The following is a 19,117-nucleotide window of genomic DNA, read 5'->3' on the forward strand; positions in this document are numbered from 1 at the left end:
GGTAGACGAAACCGTCACCGATTGCACGACTTCCGCACGAATGTACTTCCCACCCAGCGCCCTGACGGCGGCTAAGGCCGCAGGCTCACTGGGGAAGGTTCTATCGGAAATGGGCTCTGCGGTCCAAACCTGGGGAGCTTGGGCCCAGGCAGTCAAAGTCGTCGCCAAAATACCCAATAGCAGGACCATGGCGCGCAGCGCTGAAAGAGGTACGCGGCGCGGCATCACTCTGACCCAGCACCGCCCAACAACACCCGCCACAGCAGATCGCATACCTAAACCTTTAAGGCGGCGGTTCCCGGTGCCGCATTCCGTTGCATGCTGGAGCACGCTCGCGCGAATGATGCCATGCGCCGATCTACCGGTATGCAACCCGCCTCACAAAAAGGCTCCGGTGCCATTGAAATACGAACGTTGTTCGTGCACCGTCCACTCGCCCCCTCCACATTGCATACCGGACGAGACCGATCACCCCATCAATGGATCGACAATCCACCCAAGGAGAGTTATGCGACGCCTGACCGCAACAATATTGACGCTGCTCGCTGTCGCGCCTGGAGCATCCGCCCAGGACGACGGCCGCCCCACCTCGAGCCTGAAGGTATCAACGCCTCAAGGTGAGCTGGTCGGGGAGTGGGAGCTTTCAATGGCCTCAGGAAACCTGTCGCAGTTCGGCGCTGGCACCGCGCCCGGCATCAAACCGACCAAGGTCGCTCAGGGCTCATCTTTCCAGTTGAAGGTCAAGCTCATCACCCCAAATGGCAAGGCAAAAGACGTCACCGGATCGTCCAAACTGATCTATCGACCGAAGGGATGCATGTCAGTGGCGGCGAGCGGTGTGGCCACGGTCTTGAAGACAGCACCCGCCCCATGGACCTGCAACGCCGGCGACCCGATTCCCCTCACCATCATCTACGCGGATGAGTCGACCGGCGTCGGCGCGGTGAACATGTACCTTTTCAGCATCAAATAGTGCAGGGGTCGGGTGCCAAGCCGACGGCCTGGCACCCTATCAAGTACGGCATTGGGCCGGTACGTGGCTGTTCTCGCCTGCAGTTCTTACGCATTGCCAGCGAATGGCATCGTTGGGCACGTAGCTGGGGCGAAGCAGCAGCGTCACAGCACCAGCCTTGTCGGTGGTGATGATGGTCAAGACCCCATCGCCCGCGCATTCCATGGACACGACATTTTGCGTTGCCGTGGTCATGTTCTCCACACCTCTACAAGCTGTCGCATCCAACGCATTGCGGTTGTTGATGTTCTCGCCGATTGTCACCTTGGCCGATGAGGCCAGGAACAGCGCCTCGGTGACCCTTGCTCTGACCGTGTAGTCCTGATATGCCGGCAACGCGATGGCGGCCAGGATGGCGATGATCGCCACGACGATCATCAATTCGATCAGGGTGAACCCCTTAATGCTTTTCACGCCCGTTCCGCCTGTCATCCCCAGTAATGAGAAAACAGCTAAGCAGGTTTCGTGCCAAGTAAGCGGTGTTGATCAGTCTTTGGTCACACGATTGATTTCGGCCAGGCTGGTAGTACCCGCAGCAGCCTTGACCAGGGCCGACTGACGCAGGTCATTGATCCCCGCCTTCTGCGCCGCCTCGGCAATCTGGATGGCGTTACCACCGGCCAGCACGATCACCGAGATCTCCTCGCTCATCGGCATCACCTGGTAGATACCCGTACGACCCTTATAGCCCTCGGTGCACTCCTCGCAACCCACGGGTTCGTACAGGGTAATACCGGCATCGAGCTGAGCCTGGGTAAAGCCCTCGGCGAGCAATGCATGGTCCGGCAGGTTTGCCGGCCGCTTGCAGTTGCCGCACAAGCGGCGGGCCAGACGCTGGGCGATGACCAAGGTGACCGAGCTGGTGATGTTGAACGGCGCGATGCCCATGTTCATCAGTCGGGCGATGGTCTGCGGCGCGTCATTGGTATGCAGGGTGGACAGCACCATGTGACCGGTCTGCGCCGCCTTGACTGCAATTTCAGCCGTTTCCAGATCTCGGATTTCGCCGACCATGATGATGTCCGGATCCTGACGCAAGAACGAGCGCAGCGCGGCGGCGAAGGTCATGCCGCGCTTGTTGTTCTGCTGCACCTGGTTCACGCCGGGCAGACGGATTTCCACCGGATCTTCGGCAGTGGAGATGTTGCGGGTTTCGTCGTTGAGGATGCCCAGCGCGGTGTACAGCGACACCGTCTTACCCGAACCGGTGGGACCGGTGACCAGCACCATACCGTAGGGCTTATGGATGGCTTCCAGGAACAGACGCTGCTGCTCCGGCTCGTAGCCAAGCTTGTCGATGCCCAGCTTGGCCGCGCTACCATCCAGAATACGCAGCACGATCTTTTCGCCAAACAGCGTGGGCAGCGTGCTTACGCGGAAGTCGATCTGCTTGGTCTTGGACAGGTTGAGCTTGATGCGTCCATCCTGCGGCACGCGTTTTTCAGCAATATCCAGCTGGGACATGACCTTCAAACGAGCGGCAATGCGCTGATTGAGCTTGACCGGGGCCTTCGCCACGTTCTTGAGCAGGCCATCAATACGGAAGCGTACGCGGTAGTCGTCTTCGTATGGCTCAAAGTGGATGTCCGAAGCCCCCTTACGAATGGCATCGACCAGCACCTTATTGACGAACTTCACGACAGGAGTGTCGTCACCCTTGGCGTCCACACCCGTATCAGTGCTACCGCCATCCTCGTCGCCCGTGGTGACATCCAAGTCCCCCATTTCATCGTCACCACCACCCAACGCCCCACCCAGGTTGTCGTGCTTGGACTGCCACTGCTCCAGCGTGCGCTTGATCTGCTCTTCGTCAACCAGAATCGGCTCAACCACCAAGTTGGTGTGGAACTTGATCTCATCAAGCGAATGGGTCGGATCGCTGGTACCCACAAACAACTTGCCGCCGCGTTTGAACAGCGGCAGCACGTGATGCTTACGCAGCAGCTCCTCGCTGACCAAGCTGATCGCGCTTTGCGCACTGTCGAACACACCCACGTCCAGCAAGGGCATACCGAACTCCAGCGCATTGGCTGCAGCCAGCTGCGCCGCCGTCACCAGCTTCTTCTCGGCGAAGTACTGGGGCAGCGGCTGCTTTGCCGCCGCCGCTTTGGCCATCGCATCGCGCGCAGCGGCCTCCTCAAGCACGCCATCTTGAACGAGACGGCGGGCGATCCCGGTGATGCCGACAAGATTGGCGGTGACGATGGCGTTCATTGATGGATTCCCCGGTACGTTCTTCAGACCTATAGCCTAACCTACCGCAAAAAAAACCCCGCATGTGCGGGGTTTCTTAAGCTACAAAACGCCAGCTATTAGCCGCGGCATTCAGCCGGGCGGTACTTGGCTTCCAGCGAACCGGTGGTGCAAGCCCAGGTGATGTTCGTAGCCGGCGGCTCGCCAACGGTCAGAGCCGGGGTCGGAACGAAGATGATGGTACCGCCGCCAGCGCGAGCGGTGGTGGTCAGCGTGATCTGGCCGCTGGCCCCTTCGATAATGACAGACTCGGTGCTATCGGTAGCTTCCGGCGGGGTGTAGCCGCTGTCAAAATCATTGCCGTTGGCAGCGTTCTCAACCACGCTGACCTTGGCAGCCGAGACCAGACCCATGCCTTCAGCAACGCGCGAACGGACGGTGTAGTCCTGGTAAGCCGGCAGTGCGATGGCGGCCAGGATGGCGATGATCGCGACGACGATCATCAGTTCGATGAGGGTAAAGCCCTGCTGCTTCTTCATTTGTACATCCCCTAGAGGTAGGTAAAAAACGGACACCGGAATCAGGCCTGACCGCTGGTGCGGTTGAGCAGGGCCAGTTCCTGCGGGTGGTTGATAGCAGGTTGCGTGCCAAGTGCTTGGCGATGCTCCCCAGCATTTCCCCGGCGCAATGATGGCAGCAATCTTCAGGAATGGAACCCCCGTCGCAGCAATTTGCGACAGAACCGGCATTGTGACGCCCTGCGTCACCTTGTGACGGCGCCGGTCCACGACCCAGGTCACGGATTGGCACCCCGGCGGGGATGCCACTCCGACCCGGAACCGGCTACCATTCGGCTGAGAAGCCCGCCTGGGGATGGCGCGGCTGGGGAGCCCTGTGTATGTCCGTTAGCCGTAGTGCAATCAAGAAAGAGCCCGTGGCGCGTAGCACCTCGGAGATGCAACCGTTTGTCTGGGAGGGGACCGACAAGCGGGGCGTAAAGATGAAAGGGGAGCAGGTGGCCAAGAATGCCAATCTGCTGCGTGCGGAGCTTCGCCGCCAGGGGATCAATCCCCAGGTGGTGAAGCAGAAGCCGAAGCCACTGTTCGGCTCAGCCGGTAAGCCTGTGAATGCAAAGGATATTGCGTTCTTCAGTCGGCAGATGGCGACCATGATGAAGTCCGGCGTGCCCATTGTGAGCGCCCTGGAAATCATCGGCAGCGGGCATAAGAACCCGCGCATGAAGAAGATGGTGGATGGCATCCGCACCGACATAGAGGGCGGCTCGTCCCTCTATGAGGCCATCAGCAAGCACCCTGTGCAGTTCGACGAGCTGTATCGGAATCTTGTGCGGGCCGGCGAAGGTGCCGGTGTGCTGGAAACCGTGCTCGACACGGTGGCCACGTACAAAGAGAACATGGAAGCCCTGAAGGGCAAGATCAAGAAGGCCATGTTCTACCCCGCGATGGTGATCGTGGTCGCCATTCTGGTGAGCTGCATCCTGCTGATCTTCGTGGTGCCGCAGTTCGAACAGGTGTTTGCGGGCTTCGGCGCGGAACTGCCGGCCTTCACCCAGATGATCGTGAACCTATCCAGGTTCATGGTGTCGTACTGGTGGCTGATGGGGCTGATCGTCGGCGGTGCGATCTTCGGCTTTATCTTCACCTACAAACGATCGCCCAAGCTGCAGCACACGATGGATCGATTGATCCTGAAGGTGCCGGTGATCGGGGCCATCATGAACAACAGCTCCATCGCCCGCTTCGCCCGTACCACGGCAGTGACCTTCAAGGCCGGTGTGCCGCTGGTGGAAGCCCTGGGCATCGTGGCTGGTGCCACAGGCAACAAGGTCTACGAAGAAGCCGTGCTGCGCATGCGTGACGACGTCTCGGTGGGCTACCCGGTCAACATGGCGATGAAGCAGGTGAATCTGTTCCCGCACATGGTGGTGCAGATGACCGCCATCGGTGAAGAAGCCGGTGCCCTGGACACCATGCTGTTCAAGGTGGCCGAGTACTACGAGCAGGAAGTGAACAACGCCGTGGATGCCTTGAGCAGCCTGCTGGAACCGATGATCATGGTGTTCATTGGTACCATTGTCGGTGGCATGGTCATCGGCATGTACCTGCCCATCTTCAAACTCGGTGCCGTCGTCGGCTAAAAGGTAACAATGGCATTTCTTGACCAGCACCCCGGCCTCGGCTATCCCGCCGCGGCCGGACTGGGACTGCTGATTGGCAGTTTCCTGAACGTTGTCATCCTGCGTCTGCCCAAGCGGCTGGACTGGCAGTGGCGTCGTGACGCCCGCGAGGTGCTGGAAGAGGAAGACATCTACGAGCCGCCACCGCCGGGCATTGTGGTGGAACCGTCACACTGCCCGCACTGCAAGCACAAGCTGAGCTGGTTCGAGAACATTCCGCTGTTCAGCTGGCTGGCCCTGCGCGGCAAGTGCCGGCATTGCCATGCACCCATCTCCATCCAGTATCCGCTGGTGGAGCTGGTCACCTGCCTGTTGGTGGTGGCCAGCGTGTGGCAGTTCGGCTTTGGCTGGCAGGGCTTCGGGGCAATTGTGCTCAGCTGCTTCCTGGTGGCCCTGTCCGGCATTGACCTGCGCACCCAGCTGCTGCCCGACCAGCTCACCCTGCCCTTGATGTGGCTGGGGCTGATCGCCAGCGTGGACAACCTGTACATGCCGGCCAAACCGGCCCTGCTGGGGGCCCTGGTGGGCTACCTGTCGCTGTGGTCGGTGTGGTGGCTGTTCAAGCAGATTACCGGCAAGGAAGGCATGGGCCACGGCGACTTCAAGCTGCTGGCGGCGTTGGGGGCCTGGTGCGGGTTGAAGGGCATCCTGCCGATCATCCTGCTGTCGTCGGTGGTCGGGGCCATTGTTGGCTCGGTGTGGCTGTATGCCCGCGGCCGCGACAAGGCCACGCCGATTCCGTTCGGACCTTACCTGGCGATTGCCGGCTGGATTGTGTTCATGTGGGGCGAGCCGTTGATTGACGGCTATATGAGAATGTCCGGCCTGCGCTGAGGACCTGCCGATGAGCCGGTTCGTGATTGGGTTGACCGGCGGCGTCGCCGCCGGCAAAAGTGAGGTCAGCCGGCGATTCGAGGCCCTGGGCGTTACCGTGGCCGACGCTGATGTGGCGGCCCGCGCGGTGGTGGTCCCCGGTAGCGAGGGGCTGCGGCGCATCGTTGCGCATTTCGGGGCGGGTATGTTGCTGGCGGATGGCCAGCTGGACCGCCCTGCCCTGCGCGAGCGGATCTTTGCCTCGCCGCAGGAGCGGCAGGCGCTGGAGGCGATTACCCACCCGGCGATCCGGCAGATGCTGCGTGAGATCTGTGAGGCTGCGCCTGGGCCGTATGCGGTGGCGGCGATTCCGCTGTTGACCGAGGCTGGGGGGCGGGAGCAGTACCCGTGGTTGAACCGCATTCTGGTGGTGGATGCGCCGGTGGCGGTGCAGCATGCGCGGCTGATGCTGCGCGATGGGGTTACGGCGGAGCTGGCGGATCGGATGATTGCGGCGCAGGCTAGCCGGGAAGCAAGGATTGCGCTGGCGGATGATGTGGTGGTGAATGATGGGCACCCTCAGGCGCTGGAGGCCGAGGTGGTGCGGTTGGATGGGGTTTATCGGGGGTTGGCTGGGATTGCGCGTTGACGCGCATGGCGCGTCACTACGCGACTACGTTTGGGCCCGCGAAGCCACGCAGGGCGTGGCTCTACGGCCGATCGACCAAATGACGGATCGATCAGGCCGCCGGTGAGAACTTCAGGGTGGCGACTACGCCGCGCGTTTCGCCGGGGCGCACGCTCACCTGCCAGCCGTACAGGTCGCACAGGCGGCTGACGATGGAGAGGCCAATCCCGCCGCCCTGCGAATGGCCGGCATGGGTGCCGCGGTAACCGCGTTGGAACAACTTGGCGGCATCTTCGGCGCTGAGGCCGGGGCCGCTGTCGGTCACTTCGACCTGATCGCCGGTCACGTTGACCCGCACCGAACCTTCCTGCGAATACTTCACCGCGTTGCCGATCAGGTTGCCCAGCGCCACCGAGAGCGCGGATTCGGGGGCGTCCACCACCAGCTCGCGGTCGCCTTCCAGCATCAGCTCCAGCGGCTTGCCGCCCAACTGGGCACGGTGGGCTTCCAGCAGCTGCTCGGCGACACGCCAGACGTTGCTGTTGCCCTGCCCGCGCTCGTTGCGCGACAGCAGCAGTAGCGAGCCGATCAGGTCGGTGCACTGCTGTTCGGCACGCTGGATGCGCTGCAGGCGCTGCAGCACCTTGGGGTCGAGATCCGGGCGGGTGAGCAGCAGCTCAGTCGCCCCGCGGATCACCGCCAACGGGGTGCGCAGCTCATGGCTGACGTCGGCGTTGAACTCGCGGTCGCGCTGCACCACCTCGGTGAGGCGCGCGGAATAGTCGTCCAGCGCCTGCGCCAGCTGCCCGACCTCGTCGTCGGGGAAGCGCGGAGCCAGCGGCTCGGGGTCACTGGTGCCGCCGCGATAGGCGCGCAGGCGTGCGGCCAGGTCCGAGACGGGCTTCATCACCTTGGACGCCGACCACCAGCCCAGCACCAGGGAGAGCACGCTGAACACCAGTACCGAAATGAACAGCGCGCGCTTGAGCTGCTGCTCTACGCGGATGCTCTCGGTCATGTCATAGGCGAGGAAGAACCACGCCTCGGGAGTCTTGCGCACGGCCAGCTTGTAGGAGAACGCCTTCCCGTTCTCCTCGAGGCCCGTCACGTTGTGGTTGCCGTTGGGCAGCTCGGCCCACTCGGGGCGCTCCTCGCGCACCCGGTCAAACTTGTCCGGCGTGTACACGAATGCGCGGATCTGCTGCACCGGCAGGTCGGGGCTGCGCGAGGGGTCGAACTGGAATCGACGCGCATATTCGTCGATGTTCCGATTCATCACATCCTCGACCAACTGGTTCTCCACCCGGGCCCGCGCCCAGTTGGTGGCGAACGCAAACAGCGTGGTCAGGCAGAAGCCCAACAGCACGAACGAGACGATGATGCGACTGCGCAGCCGGCGCCGATATGGCGCGCGGCGACGGCCCCCTGTGGCCGGCATTGAATCAGACTTCCGGCGCGGCGATGCGGTATCCGATGCCATGGCGGGTCTGGATCAGCGGCACTTCAAACGGCTTGTCCACCACCGCGCGCAGACCGTGGATGTGCACGCGCAACGAATCGGAATCGGGCAGTTCTTCGCCCCACACGCGGGTTTCCAGTTCCTGGCGGGTCACCACGGCCGGGGCCGCTTCCATCAGCGCCTGCAGAATCTTCAGCGCGGTGGGGTTGAGCTGCAGCAGCTTGCCCTGGCGGCGAACCTCCAGGGTGTCCAGGTTGTATTCCAGGTCGCCGGTTTCCAGCACCCGGGTCTGCACGCCCTTGCCGCGACGCGACAGGGCGTTCAGACGCACTTCCACTTCCTGCAGCGCGAACGGCTTGATCAGGTAATCGTCGGCACCGGAGTCGAAGCCGGCCAGCTTGTTGTCCAGCGAATCCCGTGCGGTGAGCATCAGCACCGGGGTCTGCTTGCGCGCTTCATTGCGAAGCTTGCGGCAGACTTCGATGCCGTCCATCCCCGGCAGATTGAGGTCCAGGACGATCGCGTCAAACTCGTGCACCACCGCCAGGTGAAGGCCGGTCACGCCATCGGCGGCGAAGTCCACGGTGTGGCCGCGGTCTTCGAGGTAGTCGCCCAGGTTGGCAGCGATGTCGCTGTTGTCTTCAATTACAAGAATTCGCATGTGACCTCTTACAGAAGGGAATGACCCGTGCGCTGCGCGTTGCTCATGTCTTTCTCAGCCTTGGCCTTGGCGCGTTCACGCTGGGCAACGGTCATGCACTGGGTCGTGGTGCGGTTGGAGCCGGTGGACTTCTCCCGCTTGCAGACCATACGGCTATCTTCGCGCGCCTTGGTCAAGAGCACGTTCACACGGGCCTGATCGTTGAATTGCTCCACCTTGACGCCCTCGGGCACCGAGGCCTGGTCGGGATAGCGTTCGGTGATGGCACGCAGACGCGCCAGCGTCTCGCGGACCTCACTACGCTTCTCGGGGGCCAGTTCAGAGTAGGTTTCGCCGTCGTTGAGCTGCAGCTCGATCCGGTCGATCTGCGCGATCAGCGGCTTGCCGCGTTCAAACACGGTGTCGCCGTCTGCGGCCTGCGCCGCGCCCACCACCAGCATCAGGGCTGCGGTCCCGGCAGCCAGAATCATTCGCTTCATTACAACCAATCCCTAGTTAGATGAACAGAATGCCGAATGTATGCCGGACGCGAAGACGCAGCAAGTGAGTTTTGGCCTAAGCAGCTCAGGGAAGAAAAAGGCCCAGACGGAAGCCGCCTGGGCCTGAAGTCATTCCCGATTACCGTTTTCTGCTGAGGAGGGCAGAGCTGCGGTCCGTTGAAGACTACGCCGGGGGCGATTAAACCCATGTTAAAACCGGCCAGCCTTCGCGAAATTTTTTCAAGCCTTTGATTTATTGGCCTTTTTGGCAACCACCTGGGCCGCCACGTGGTCGATGATGCGCCCGGCCAGGTCACCCTGGCAGATGCCCTCGATGCCTTCCAGCCCCGGGGTGGAGTTCACCTCCAGCACCAGCGGGCCGCGGTCGGAGCGGATCAGGTCCACCCCAGCCACCCCCAGCCCCAGCGCGCGGGCCGAGCGGATGGCCACCTGCTGCTCGGCGCGGGTGGCTTTGACGGCATCGGCACTGCCGCCGGCGTGCAGGTTGGAGCGGAAATCCCCTTCCTGGGCCTGCCGACGCATCGCCCCGACCACCTGGTCGCCCACCACCAGGCAGCGCAGGTCGGCTCCTTGGGCTTCGCCGATGAACTCCTGCATCAGGAAGTTGGCGTACAGCCCGCGCAGGGCCTCGACGATCCCGCGCGAGGCGCTGGCCTTCTCGGTCAGGATCACCCCCCTGCCCTGGGTGCCCTCGTTGAGCTTCACCACGTGCGGCGGCGGGCCCAGCATCGACAGCAGGTCCACGGTGTCGTCAGGGTTGTCACCAAACACGGTCACCGGCATGTCGATGCCCTTGGACGCCAGGATCTGGTGCGCGCGCAACTTGTCACGCGCGCGCAGGATGGCGTCGGACGGATTGGGCGTGACCGCTCCCATCATCTCGAACTGGCGCAGCACGGCGGTACCGTAGCGGGTGATGGACGCGCCAATGCGCGGAATCACTGCGTCCACGCCGGTGATCGGCCGCCCCTTGTAGTGCATGGTGAAACCGTCGGCGGCAATGCGCATGTAGCAGCGCAGCGGGTCGAGCACCCGTACGGTGTGCCCGCGCGACCGTGCCGCCTCCACCAACCGCCGCGTGGAGTACAGCTTGCTGTTGCGGGAGAGGATGGCGAGCTTCATCGGGGTGCGCGGAAGGGGAAAGCGCGCAGCATAGCGCGTGATCCGGTACCGGCGGATGACGGCTCAGCGGCCTTGATCATGTGCCGGCTGCACGACGAACGCATCGAGCGCACACATCTTTCCGTCGCGGAACTGCCAGACGTCGCTATAGGCAAAATCCGCGGGTGCGCCATTAGGCCCATCGCCCATGATCGTGCCGATGGCCACCACGTGATCACCCTCCGCGACCATGTGCCGCACCTCGAACTGCGGTGGCACCGCATAGCCCTCTTTCATCCACTCTCGGACCGCCTGCTTGCCCTGCAGGGTGCCCTCGCCCACCGTGGTCCAGCGGATGTCGTCCGTGCAGTGCGCAAGGAAGCCTTCGTTGTCGCCAGCGCGAACAGCCGCGTTGGCCTGTTCAAGGATGCTTTTGTGGTCCGCAGCGGTCATTAGAAACTCCAGGCGAAAGTCTTCAGGTCGAAGCTGACATGCTGCACGCCACAGAGTGAGAACGACATGCACTGACGGTCAACGAGACGCCAACAATCAACTAGCGGGAGCTTGGTGACGGGTTGCCTTAGTCCAAGCTCCGCCCTTCCGCCCTCCGCTGTTCATCCCTGACCTTTCCCATTGCGGCCTCCAAGCGCGCCCCAACGCGGGCGAAATTCCGGTGCATTCGCTCTTCAACCGATTGACGTTTGACGTACTGATCGATACGCCCCGTGGGATACCACTGGAATGCATTACCCATGCTGGCAAGCACTTCCTGCAGAGCTGCAACGAATCTACCCATGCCCCCCCTCTCTCACCGTTAGACCATGTGGATTGGCAGCGACCTGCATATAGGTCATTCCGCCACCGCAAAGAATGGTCACCATCAATGCGCGACGCCAGAGGGAGATGCGACAACACCGCTCTGTCGATAGAGCGATCAGGCGAGTGCAGTGCCGGGAATAGGAATCGAAATGACAGCCCCCTTCAGTCAAGGGGGCGCGCCGACAGGCGCGGGGATCTGGTGGCATGCCGCCACGCTCCATGGTTTGCCCTGCAAACCGTGGAGCGGGTGAAGGGAATCGAACCCTCGTCAGTAGCTTGGGAAGCTACAGCTCTACCATTGAGCTACACCCGCTTGGTGCCGGGGAATTCTATGCGCCCGGGGTCCCAAAAGGCAACGGGCGGCACCAGGCCGCCCGTTGCGCATCACACGACCAACGGTCGTGCGCGACCTGCGTGGATCAGAAGCTGCCGCTGAACTGCGCGAAGATCGTGGCGTCACGGGCGCTGTTCTGCGCGGCCGTGGTGCTGATGCCGATGTTGCTGTTCAGGCCGAACATCTCCATGCGCACGCCCATGATGGCGGTCACGTAGTCCTCGTCGAACTCCAGGCCGGGCACCTTGTACATGCCCACGTCCGGCATGGTCTGCAGCCAGGCGCTGGCCTGCTGGCCGTCCTCGAACTCGTGGTCCCAGGTGATCTGGGCGTACGGCTTGACGCTGCCGCCGTCGAAACGCATCTGCCAGCCCAGGCGACCCACGGTGGAGTCCACGTCCTGGTTGCCGTAGCCCAGCGCGGTGGCACTGAGGTTGGACTCGGTGTACGCATCCAGCTTGACCTTCTGCCAGATCACCGAGGCGATCGGGCCGTGGCGCAGACCGCCTTCGGTGCCGAACTCATAACCGGCGTTCAGCGCGGCGGTGAGGTTGCTACCTTCCGGCTTGCCGGTGTGGGTACGCTCGGCCGGGCCCAGCTGGACGCGACGGGTGACGTCGTAATCAAGCCAGCTGTAGCTGACCTGACCGTTCACCCACACCTTGTCGCCGTACCAGCCGGCGAACAGACCCAGGGTGGTGTCAGACTGGGTGAAATCACCCTTGCTGTTGCCGAAGTCGGCGTCCATGCGGCCGTAGCCGGCGAAGCCGCCGAGCACCATGCCGTCCTTCGCCCAATCCATACCGAACAGGCCGGCCGGAGCCAGGCCGTCGTACAGGTCGGCGTGGTCGTAGCGCTGCATGTCGCCACGCACGCCGCCCCACCAGCTCATGCCGTCGGCCGGACGGCCGCCCACATGCAGGCTGACCTGGTCCGCGCGCGAGCGACCGATGGTCTGTGCCGAATGGGTCAGGATCTGCTGGTTGCGCGGTGCTTCCAGGATGGACAGGGTGTACTGCCCCAGCATCTGGTGGGTCGCGGTGGTCGGGTGCACGCCGTCAGCGAACACGTAGTTGTTGGCCGCGTTCGGATTGACGTAGGCGGTCGGGTTGCAGGTCAGCGACGAGGCCGTGGTGCAGGCCGGGCTGGTGACGTTGACGAAGCCGTAGGTGGCCGGGCTGGCGACGATTTCCTGCAGGATGTGGAAGGTATCCACCGGAATCACCTGCAGGCCGGCGCTCTTCAGGCCGGCGAACAGGGCGTCGTTGTAGGCCTTGGCCAGTGCGGTGCCCTGCGCCATGCCCACCGCGCCGCCGGCGCGGGCGGCCGGGGTCAGGCCGATGTCCGGCAGGGTCGGCACCACGATGTACTGCGCGCCGGCGGCCTTCAGGGTGCCGACGATGCCGACCTGGTCGGTCACTGCTGCGCCGAGAGTGGCCTGCAGCGGTGCGCCGGCCTGGATGGCGAACAGGTCATTGGCCCCGCCCCACACGGTATACAGGGCATTGGCATCGGCCTTGCCGCCATTGGCCTGCAGGTATTGCTGGGTCTGGGTCTTCAGCGAGTACACCGGGATGGCCGGGGTACCAGCCGCCAGCACCTGGGTGGTGTCCACGCCAACGCGGGCACCACCGATGGCGTAGTTGTCACCGTTCTGGCCGTTGCCATGCGCAGTGGCGTTGGTGCCGTAGTAGTCGGCCACGTACTGGGCCCACACCCAGCCCGGGTTGGTGGTGAACTGACCGGTGACCGGCTGCACGGAGGCCGGCAGTAACGGACGGAAGTAACCCTGGTCAGTCAGGCTGTCGCCGATGAACACGGTCTTGGAATACGGGGACTGGGCCATCGCCGGCATGGCAGCCAGGGCGATGGCAACGGCCATCAGAGAACGCAGGGGACGCTTGCTCAACTGCATGTAACACTCCTTGGGGGTGGAAACGGCCGACGTACGCCGGCGCACGGTGCCATGGTCCTACTGCACCCCGGCTGTTACACGCTGCATTGCGGCATGGCACCTGTGGGAATCCAGCAGGAGCTCGCTAACGCAGGGCTTTGCGGCCGCCGACGGGGGCGGCAAGGGTACGCGGAAGCGTGACGTTTAGGGGACAATGGCGTCATGAACATCCAGCTCAACGGCGCACCCCGCCAGCTTCCGCAAAGCACCACCGTCCAGCAGCTGCTGGATCTGGAACAGTTGACCCAGCGCCGGGTGGCGGTGGAGGTGAATGGCGAGATCGTGACCCGGAGTCTGCATGGGAGTCATGCGCTGGCGGATGGGGATGTGGTGGAGATCGTGCACGCCTTGGGCGGCGGTTGACGGTTCAACGCAACCGGACAGAACCGGGTGGCTTGGGCGATAATTGCGCGCATGACTGCTCATGCCTCCCCCGATTCGCTGGTGATTGCCGGCAAGACCTATACGTCCCGGCTGCTGACCGGAACCGGCAAGTTCAAGGACCTGGAAGAAACGCGCATCGCCACCGAGGCGGCCGCGGCCCAGATCGTCACGGTGGCCATCCGCCGCACCAACATCGGCCAGAACCCGGGCGAGCCGAACCTGCTGGATGTGCTGCCGCCAGACCGCTACACCATCCTGCCCAACACCGCCGGCTGCTACACCGCTGAAGACGCGGTACGCACCTGCCGCCTGGCACGCGAACTGCTGGACGGCCACAACCTGACCAAGCTGGAAGTGCTGGGCGACCAGAAGACCCTGTATCCGGACGTGGTGCAGACCTTGAAAGCCGCCGAGCAGCTGGTCAAGGACGGCTTCGAGGTCATGGTCTACACCTCCGATGACCCGATCCTGGCCAAGCGCCTGGAGGAGATCGGCTGCGTGGCGGTGATGCCGCTGGCCGCGCCGATCGGCTCGGGGCTGGGCATCCAGAACAAGTACAACCTGCTGGAAATCATCGAGAACGCCAAGGTGGCGATCATTGTCGACGCTGGCGTGGGCACGGCGTCCGACGCCGCCATTGCAATGGAGCTGGGCTGCGACGGCGTCTTGATGAACACCGCCATTGCCGGTGCGCGCAATCCGGTGCTGATGGCCAGCGCGATGCGCAAGGCCGTCGAAGCGGGCCGTGAAGCCTTCCTGGCCGGGCGCATTCCGCGCAAGCGTTATGCCAGTGCGTCTTCTCCGGTGGAAGGAGTGATCGGCTGATGACCGACCCGTTCTCGAGCAGCGGTGCCAAGGCTCCGCCCAAGCCGTTCACGGTGAGCGAAGGCCGCCGCGAGATCCGCAGCTTCGTGCTGCGCCAGGGCCGCTTCACCCCGGCCCAGCAGCGCGCGTTCGACGAGCGCTGGCCGCGCTTCGGCCTGGACTTCACCGGTGAACCGCGCGATCTGAACGCCACCTTCGGCCGCGATGCGCACAAGGTGCTGGAAATCGGCTTCGGCAACGGCGCGGCGCTGCGCTTCGCCGCCCAGCAGGATCCCAGCCGCGACTACATCGGCATTGAAGTGCACGCCCCGGGCGTGGGCCGGCTGCTGAACGCACTGGCCGACGACAACGCCGACCACGTGCGCCTGTACCACCACGATGCCGTGGAAGTGCTTGAGAAGGAAATCGCCGACGGTGCGCTGGATGAAGTGCGCATCTACTTCCCGGACCCGTGGCACAAGAAGCGCCACAACAAGCGCCGCCTGCTGCAGCCGGCGTTCGCGGCGTTGCTGGTGCGCAAGCTGCGCCCGGGCGGCCGCCTGCACTGCGCCACCGACTGGGAAGACTACGCAGAACAGATGTGGGAAGTGCTGGAGGCTACCGAAGGGCTGGTCAACCGGGCTGGCCCTCGCGGGCAGGTGGAGCGCCCGGAGTGGCGGCCCCAGACCCACTTCGAGACCCGCGGCCAGAAACTCGGCCACGGTGTGTGGGACCTGCTGTACGACCGCACCTGACCTGAGGCAAGGACCGCCCCGCCATGGAAACCGCGCTGACGCTGACCAACGACATGAAGCTCGTGCTCGGGCTGGTTGGCTTCACGATGGCGATGTTCCTGTTCGAGCGCATCCGCGCCGACGTGGTGGCGCTGGTGGTGCTGGTGGTGCTGGGTGTCACGGGCCTGATCGCGCCGGAGGAAATCTTCGGCGGTTTCTCGGGTAACGCCGTGATGAGCATCATCGCCACCACCATTCTGGGTGCCGGCCTGGACCGCACCGGCGCCTTGAACCGGTTGGCGGCGTGGCTGCTGCGACGCGGGCACGGGGTGGAAACGCGGCTGCTGATGATGACCACGGCCATTGCCGGCCTGAACTCGTCCTTCATGCAGAACCCGTCGGTGATGGCACTGTACCTGCCGGTGGCGTCGCGGCTGGCGGCGCGCACCGGGCTGACCCTGCAGCGGCTGCTGCTGCCGATTGCCGCCGCCATCGTGATGGGCGGCGCGCTGACCATGGTCGGCAACTCGCCGCTGATTCTGCTCAACGATCTGTTGGCCTCGGCCAACAACAACCTGCCTTCGGGCCTGGCCACCATCGAACCGCTGCGCATGTTCGCGCCGCTGCCGATCGGCCTGGCGCTGCTGGTGGCATCGCTGCTGTACTTCCGCTTCTTCGGCGACCGCAAGCTGGTGGAAGAGGAAACCCTGGCCAACGACGGCGTCACTCCGGCACGCACCGAGAGCTACTTTGCCAAGACCTACGGCATTGAGGGCGACGTGTTCGAGCTGGTGGTCAGCGCGGAAAGCCCACTGGTCGGCATGACCCTGGGCGAGGCGGAAACGGTGCACGACGCGCCGCTGATGCTGGCACTGAAAACCGGCAACGACACCCGGCTGGCTCCGCCGGCGGAGATGCGCATCTGGGTGGGCAGCGTGCTCGGGGTGATGGGCAGCCGCCAGCAGGTCAGCGATTTCGCGCAGAACCAGTTCCTGCGCATGTCCTCGCGGCTGAAGCATCTGGGCGACCTGTTCAACCCCAGCCGTGCCGGCATCTCCGAGGCGGTGGTGCCGCCCACCTCGGAAGTGATCGGCAAGAGCGCCTCACAGTTGCGGCTGCGCAAGCAGCGCGGGATCAGCCTGCTGGCGATCAACCGCGACAAGCAGGTCATCCGCGAGGACGTGCGCAACGTCCCGCTGCGCGCCGGCGACATGCTGGTGTTCCACAGCATCTGGACCGACCTGGCGCAGGCTGCGAAGAGTCGCGACTTCGTGGTCGTGACCGACTACCCCAAGGGCGAGCAGCGGCCACACAAGTTCAAGATTGCGATGACCATCTTCGCGATCACCATCCTGATCGCACTCACCTCCAAGCTGCCGGTCGCGCTGACCCTGATGACCGGGGTGGCCGGCATGCTGCTGACCGGCGTGCTGCGCATGGACGAGGCGTACGCCTCGATCAACTGGAAGACCATCTTCATGATGGCCGGGCTGATTCCGCTGGGCTGGGCGATGGACAGCAGCGGTGCGGCGGCCTGGGTGGCCGGGCACACCATTGACCGCCTGCCGACCGGCATTCCGGTGTGGACGCTGGAAATCGCGCTGGCGCTGCTGACCACGCTGTTCTCGTTGGTGATCAGCCATGTGGGGGCAACCATTGTGATGGTGCCCATTGCGGTCAACCTGGCACTGGCGGCGGGTGGCAACCCGACCGCGTTCGCGTTGATCGTGGCGCTGTCGGCGTCCAACAACCTGATGACCGCGTCGAACCCGGTGATTTCGATGATCACCGGCCCGGCCAATTACACCCCGCGCGAGCTGTGGCGGGTGGGCGCGCCGTTGTCGTTGATCTACACGGCGGTGGTCGTGTTGATGATCAATTTGATGTTCTAGGCCAGGTAGACCTGGCCGTCGCGCACCTGCAACGCCACCGTACGCAGCGCATCACCCTTGCACGGCCCGGCCACGCACTCGCCATCTTCCAGCGAGAACGACGCCCCATGTGCGGCGCACACCAGATGCCCTTCGCGGCTTTTCAGAAACTGGCCCGGGGCCCAGTCCAGCCGACGGCCCGCATGCGGGCAGATGTTGAGCCAGCCGCGCACGCTGCCGCCCTGCCGATACAGCACGGCCGATTCGTAGTCGCCGTCCAGGCACACCTCGACTTCGGCGAAGGCACCGTCAGCGATGGCGTCCACGGCAATCAAGGGCGACGACGATTCGGCAGTGGACATGGCATTTCACAGCGGTGAGCGAGGCCGGAATTGTCGCATGCCTGACCGTCAGCTGGCCGGAAAATGAACGCAAGCCATTGATTTAAAATGCCAGATTGTCGCACTTAACGTATTTTTCACTCATGCCGCCAAGTGACCTCGGATACTGACCACCTGCTGACTTCAGCCGAATGACCGCCATGATCCGATTCCAGTTCAACCAGTTCCGCACCCTGTTCGCGCCGCGCAAGCCGCGCCATCCGTTGGTGCGCGTTGCGGTGGGCCTGTTGGGTCTGGCCATTCTGGCCGCGCTGGTGTTCGTGGGTGTGTTCGTGGGCGCGGCAATGATCATTGCCGGCGTGGCCTGGAAGCTGCTGGCCAGCCGCAAGGCGGCGGCGCGTGCGGGCGACCCGAAGATCGTGGAAGGCGAGTACCGCGTGGTGCGCAAGCAGGCGTTGCCGTTGTCGCGTTGAGGCCATTGGCGGTTTGAGGTTGTTGCGGACCGGCGGTCCGCCATACCATCGCGTGAACCCCTGCAACAGGACACGCGCGCATGACCGATGTAATCCCCACTCCTGAAACGCCCCGTATTCCGGTTGCCGGCGGCAGCACCTTCCCGGTGCGTCGGATCTACTGCGTGGGCCGCAACTTCGCCGACCATGCGCGCGAAATGGGAGCGGCGGTGCCAGCGGCAGATGACCGCGGTCGCCCGATGTTCTTTGCCAAGCCGGCCGACGCGATCGTGGTCGGCCATGACGACGTGATCCCCTACCCGCCCGCGACCCAGGACCTGCACCACGAAGTGGAGCTGGTGGTGGCGATTGGCCGTGATGCGCCGGCGGGCGAACTGCCGGTCGACCAGGCCGAAGCACTGGTGTTCGGTTACGGTGTGGGCCTGGACCTGACCCGCCGCGACCTGCAGGCGGCGGCCAAGGCCAAGGGCCATCCGTGGGACACCGCGAAGGGCTTCGACTACTCCGCACCGGTGAGCGAACTGGTGCCGGCCGGTGAAGTGGGCGATCTGGCCGCGTTGAACCTGTCGTTGGAAATCAACGGCGAGGTGCGCCAGCAGTCGCTGCTGGACCAGATGATCTGGAACGTGCCGGAGATTCTGCACGAGCTGTCCAAGCTGTGGGCCCTGCGCGCCGGCGACCTGGTGTTCATGGGCACGCCCAGTGGCGTCGCCGCATTGAAGCCGGGAGATCGCTTCAGCGCGCGCCTGGAAAACGTGGCCGAGCGCCACGGCATCATCGGCGGATGACATCGGCTGGGTTACCCTGCCTTGCCTTTTGAAAGCACGACTACAGGAGAA

General features: G+C 63.9%; 20 protein-coding genes and 1 tRNA gene. 10 read left to right on the forward strand and 11 right to left on the reverse strand.

Annotated elements, in window-relative coordinates:
* Positions 1–508 precede the first annotated feature (508 nt).
* Positions 509–973 (forward strand): hypothetical protein, encoded by a 465-nt coding sequence (locus PDM29_RS02805; RefSeq protein ID WP_311192384.1) that lies wholly within the window; start codon positions 509–511, stop codon positions 971–973.
* A gap of 39 nt (positions 974–1,012) precedes the next feature.
* On the opposite strand, the gene PDM29_RS02810 is transcribed toward PDM29_RS02805, so the two are convergent.
* The 3 genes from PDM29_RS02810 to PDM29_RS02820 form a co-directional block, all read right to left on the reverse strand.
* Positions 1,013–1,426 (reverse strand): pilin, encoded by a 414-nt coding sequence (locus PDM29_RS02810; protein ID WP_311192385.1) that lies wholly within the window; start codon positions 1,424–1,426, stop codon positions 1,013–1,015.
* Between the two features lie 72 nt (positions 1,427–1,498).
* On the reverse strand, positions 1,499–3,226 hold the full coding sequence (gene pilB / locus PDM29_RS02815) for a type IV-A pilus assembly ATPase PilB (RefSeq protein WP_311192386.1): 1,728 nt from the start codon (positions 3,224–3,226) through the stop codon (positions 1,499–1,501).
* Between the two features lie 98 nt (positions 3,227–3,324).
* Entirely contained in the window at positions 3,325–3,744 is a 420-nt protein-coding gene (locus tag PDM29_RS02820) for a pilin (protein ID WP_311192387.1), read from the reverse strand.
* A gap of 359 nt (positions 3,745–4,103) precedes the next feature.
* Here PDM29_RS02820 and PDM29_RS02825 point away from each other — a divergent pair, with 359 nt between their 5' ends.
* The 3 genes from PDM29_RS02825 to coaE are packed head-to-tail and all read left to right on the forward strand — an operon-like array spanning position 4,104 to position 6,864.
* Positions 4,104–5,363 (forward strand): type II secretion system F family protein, encoded by a 1,260-nt coding sequence (locus PDM29_RS02825; RefSeq protein WP_311192388.1) that lies wholly within the window; start codon positions 4,104–4,106, stop codon positions 5,361–5,363.
* Between the two features lie 9 nt (positions 5,364–5,372).
* Positions 5,373–6,236, forward strand: a complete 864-nt coding sequence (locus tag PDM29_RS02830; RefSeq protein ID WP_311192389.1) for a prepilin peptidase — start codon at positions 5,373–5,375, stop codon at positions 6,234–6,236.
* 10 nt (positions 6,237–6,246) lie between these two features.
* Entirely contained in the window at positions 6,247–6,864 is a 618-nt protein-coding gene (gene coaE, locus PDM29_RS02835) for a dephospho-CoA kinase (RefSeq protein ID WP_311192390.1), read from the forward strand.
* A 91-nt stretch (positions 6,865–6,955) separates the two neighbouring features.
* On the opposite strand, the gene PDM29_RS02840 is transcribed toward coaE, so the two are convergent.
* The 7 genes from PDM29_RS02840 to PDM29_RS02870 form a co-directional block, all read right to left on the reverse strand.
* Entirely contained in the window at positions 6,956–8,281 is a 1,326-nt protein-coding gene (locus tag PDM29_RS02840) for a sensor histidine kinase (protein WP_311192391.1), read from the reverse strand.
* A gap of 4 nt (positions 8,282–8,285) precedes the next feature.
* Positions 8,286–8,963, reverse strand: a complete 678-nt coding sequence (locus tag PDM29_RS02845) for a response regulator transcription factor (RefSeq protein WP_070207495.1) — start codon at positions 8,961–8,963, stop codon at positions 8,286–8,288.
* 8 nt (positions 8,964–8,971) lie between these two features.
* The gene (locus PDM29_RS02850) at positions 8,972–9,442 is read right to left on the reverse strand and encodes a hypothetical protein (protein WP_311192392.1); all 471 of its coding nucleotides are present in this window, start codon (positions 9,440–9,442) and stop codon (positions 8,972–8,974) included.
* A 240-nt stretch (positions 9,443–9,682) separates the two neighbouring features.
* Positions 9,683–10,585 carry a 30S ribosomal protein S6--L-glutamate ligase gene (rimK, locus tag PDM29_RS02855; RefSeq protein WP_311192393.1) on the reverse strand — a complete coding sequence of 301 codons (903 nt, stop codon included), beginning with the start codon at positions 10,583–10,585 and terminating at the stop codon, positions 9,683–9,685.
* A 63-nt stretch (positions 10,586–10,648) separates the two neighbouring features.
* Positions 10,649–11,017, reverse strand: coding sequence for a nuclear transport factor 2 family protein (locus tag PDM29_RS02860; protein WP_311192394.1), 369 nt, complete (start codon positions 11,015–11,017; stop codon positions 10,649–10,651).
* A gap of 605 nt (positions 11,018–11,622) precedes the next feature.
* Positions 11,623–11,696 (reverse strand) — tRNA-Gly (locus PDM29_RS02865).
* A gap of 106 nt (positions 11,697–11,802) precedes the next feature.
* Positions 11,803–13,632 carry an autotransporter outer membrane beta-barrel domain-containing protein gene (locus tag PDM29_RS02870; protein ID WP_311192395.1) on the reverse strand — a complete coding sequence of 610 codons (1,830 nt, stop codon included), beginning with the start codon at positions 13,630–13,632 and terminating at the stop codon, positions 11,803–11,805.
* A gap of 201 nt (positions 13,633–13,833) precedes the next feature.
* Between PDM29_RS02870 and thiS the strand changes: the two genes are divergently transcribed.
* The 4 genes from thiS to PDM29_RS02890 are packed head-to-tail and all read left to right on the forward strand — an operon-like array spanning position 13,834 to position 17,485.
* Positions 13,834–14,034 carry a sulfur carrier protein ThiS gene (thiS, locus tag PDM29_RS02875; RefSeq protein WP_311192396.1) on the forward strand — a complete coding sequence of 67 codons (201 nt, stop codon included), beginning with the start codon at positions 13,834–13,836 and terminating at the stop codon, positions 14,032–14,034.
* 51 nt (positions 14,035–14,085) lie between these two features.
* Entirely contained in the window at positions 14,086–14,880 is a 795-nt protein-coding gene (locus PDM29_RS02880; protein WP_311192397.1) for a thiazole synthase, read from the forward strand.
* Positions 14,880–15,614, forward strand: a complete 735-nt coding sequence (gene trmB / locus PDM29_RS02885; RefSeq protein ID WP_311192398.1) for a tRNA (guanosine(46)-N7)-methyltransferase TrmB — start codon at positions 14,880–14,882, stop codon at positions 15,612–15,614. Before PDM29_RS02880 ends, trmB begins: the two co-directional genes overlap by 1 nt.
* A 23-nt stretch (positions 15,615–15,637) precedes the next feature.
* Positions 15,638–17,485, forward strand: a complete 1,848-nt coding sequence (locus PDM29_RS02890) for an SLC13 family permease (protein ID WP_311192399.1) — start codon at positions 15,638–15,640, stop codon at positions 17,483–17,485.
* Here the strand turns inward: PDM29_RS02890 and PDM29_RS02895 are convergent.
* The gene (locus PDM29_RS02895; protein WP_311192400.1) at positions 17,482–17,826 is read right to left on the reverse strand and encodes a Rieske (2Fe-2S) protein; all 345 of its coding nucleotides are present in this window, start codon (positions 17,824–17,826) and stop codon (positions 17,482–17,484) included. The two genes, PDM29_RS02890 and PDM29_RS02895, sit on opposite strands and share 4 nt — an antisense overlap.
* 179 nt (positions 17,827–18,005) lie before the next feature.
* Here PDM29_RS02895 and PDM29_RS02900 point away from each other — a divergent pair, with 179 nt between their 5' ends.
* Positions 18,006–18,278, forward strand: a complete 273-nt coding sequence (locus PDM29_RS02900; protein ID WP_311192401.1) for a hypothetical protein — start codon at positions 18,006–18,008, stop codon at positions 18,276–18,278.
* Positions 18,279–18,358: 80 nt separating this feature from the next.
* Positions 18,359–19,066 (forward strand): fumarylacetoacetate hydrolase family protein, encoded by a 708-nt coding sequence (locus PDM29_RS02905; RefSeq protein ID WP_311192402.1) that lies wholly within the window; start codon positions 18,359–18,361, stop codon positions 19,064–19,066.
* Positions 19,067–19,117: the final 51 nt, after the last annotated feature.

The organism is Stenotrophomonas oahuensis, assembly GCF_031834595.1.
Lineage (GTDB): Bacteria > Pseudomonadota > Gammaproteobacteria > Xanthomonadales > Xanthomonadaceae > Stenotrophomonas > Stenotrophomonas oahuensis.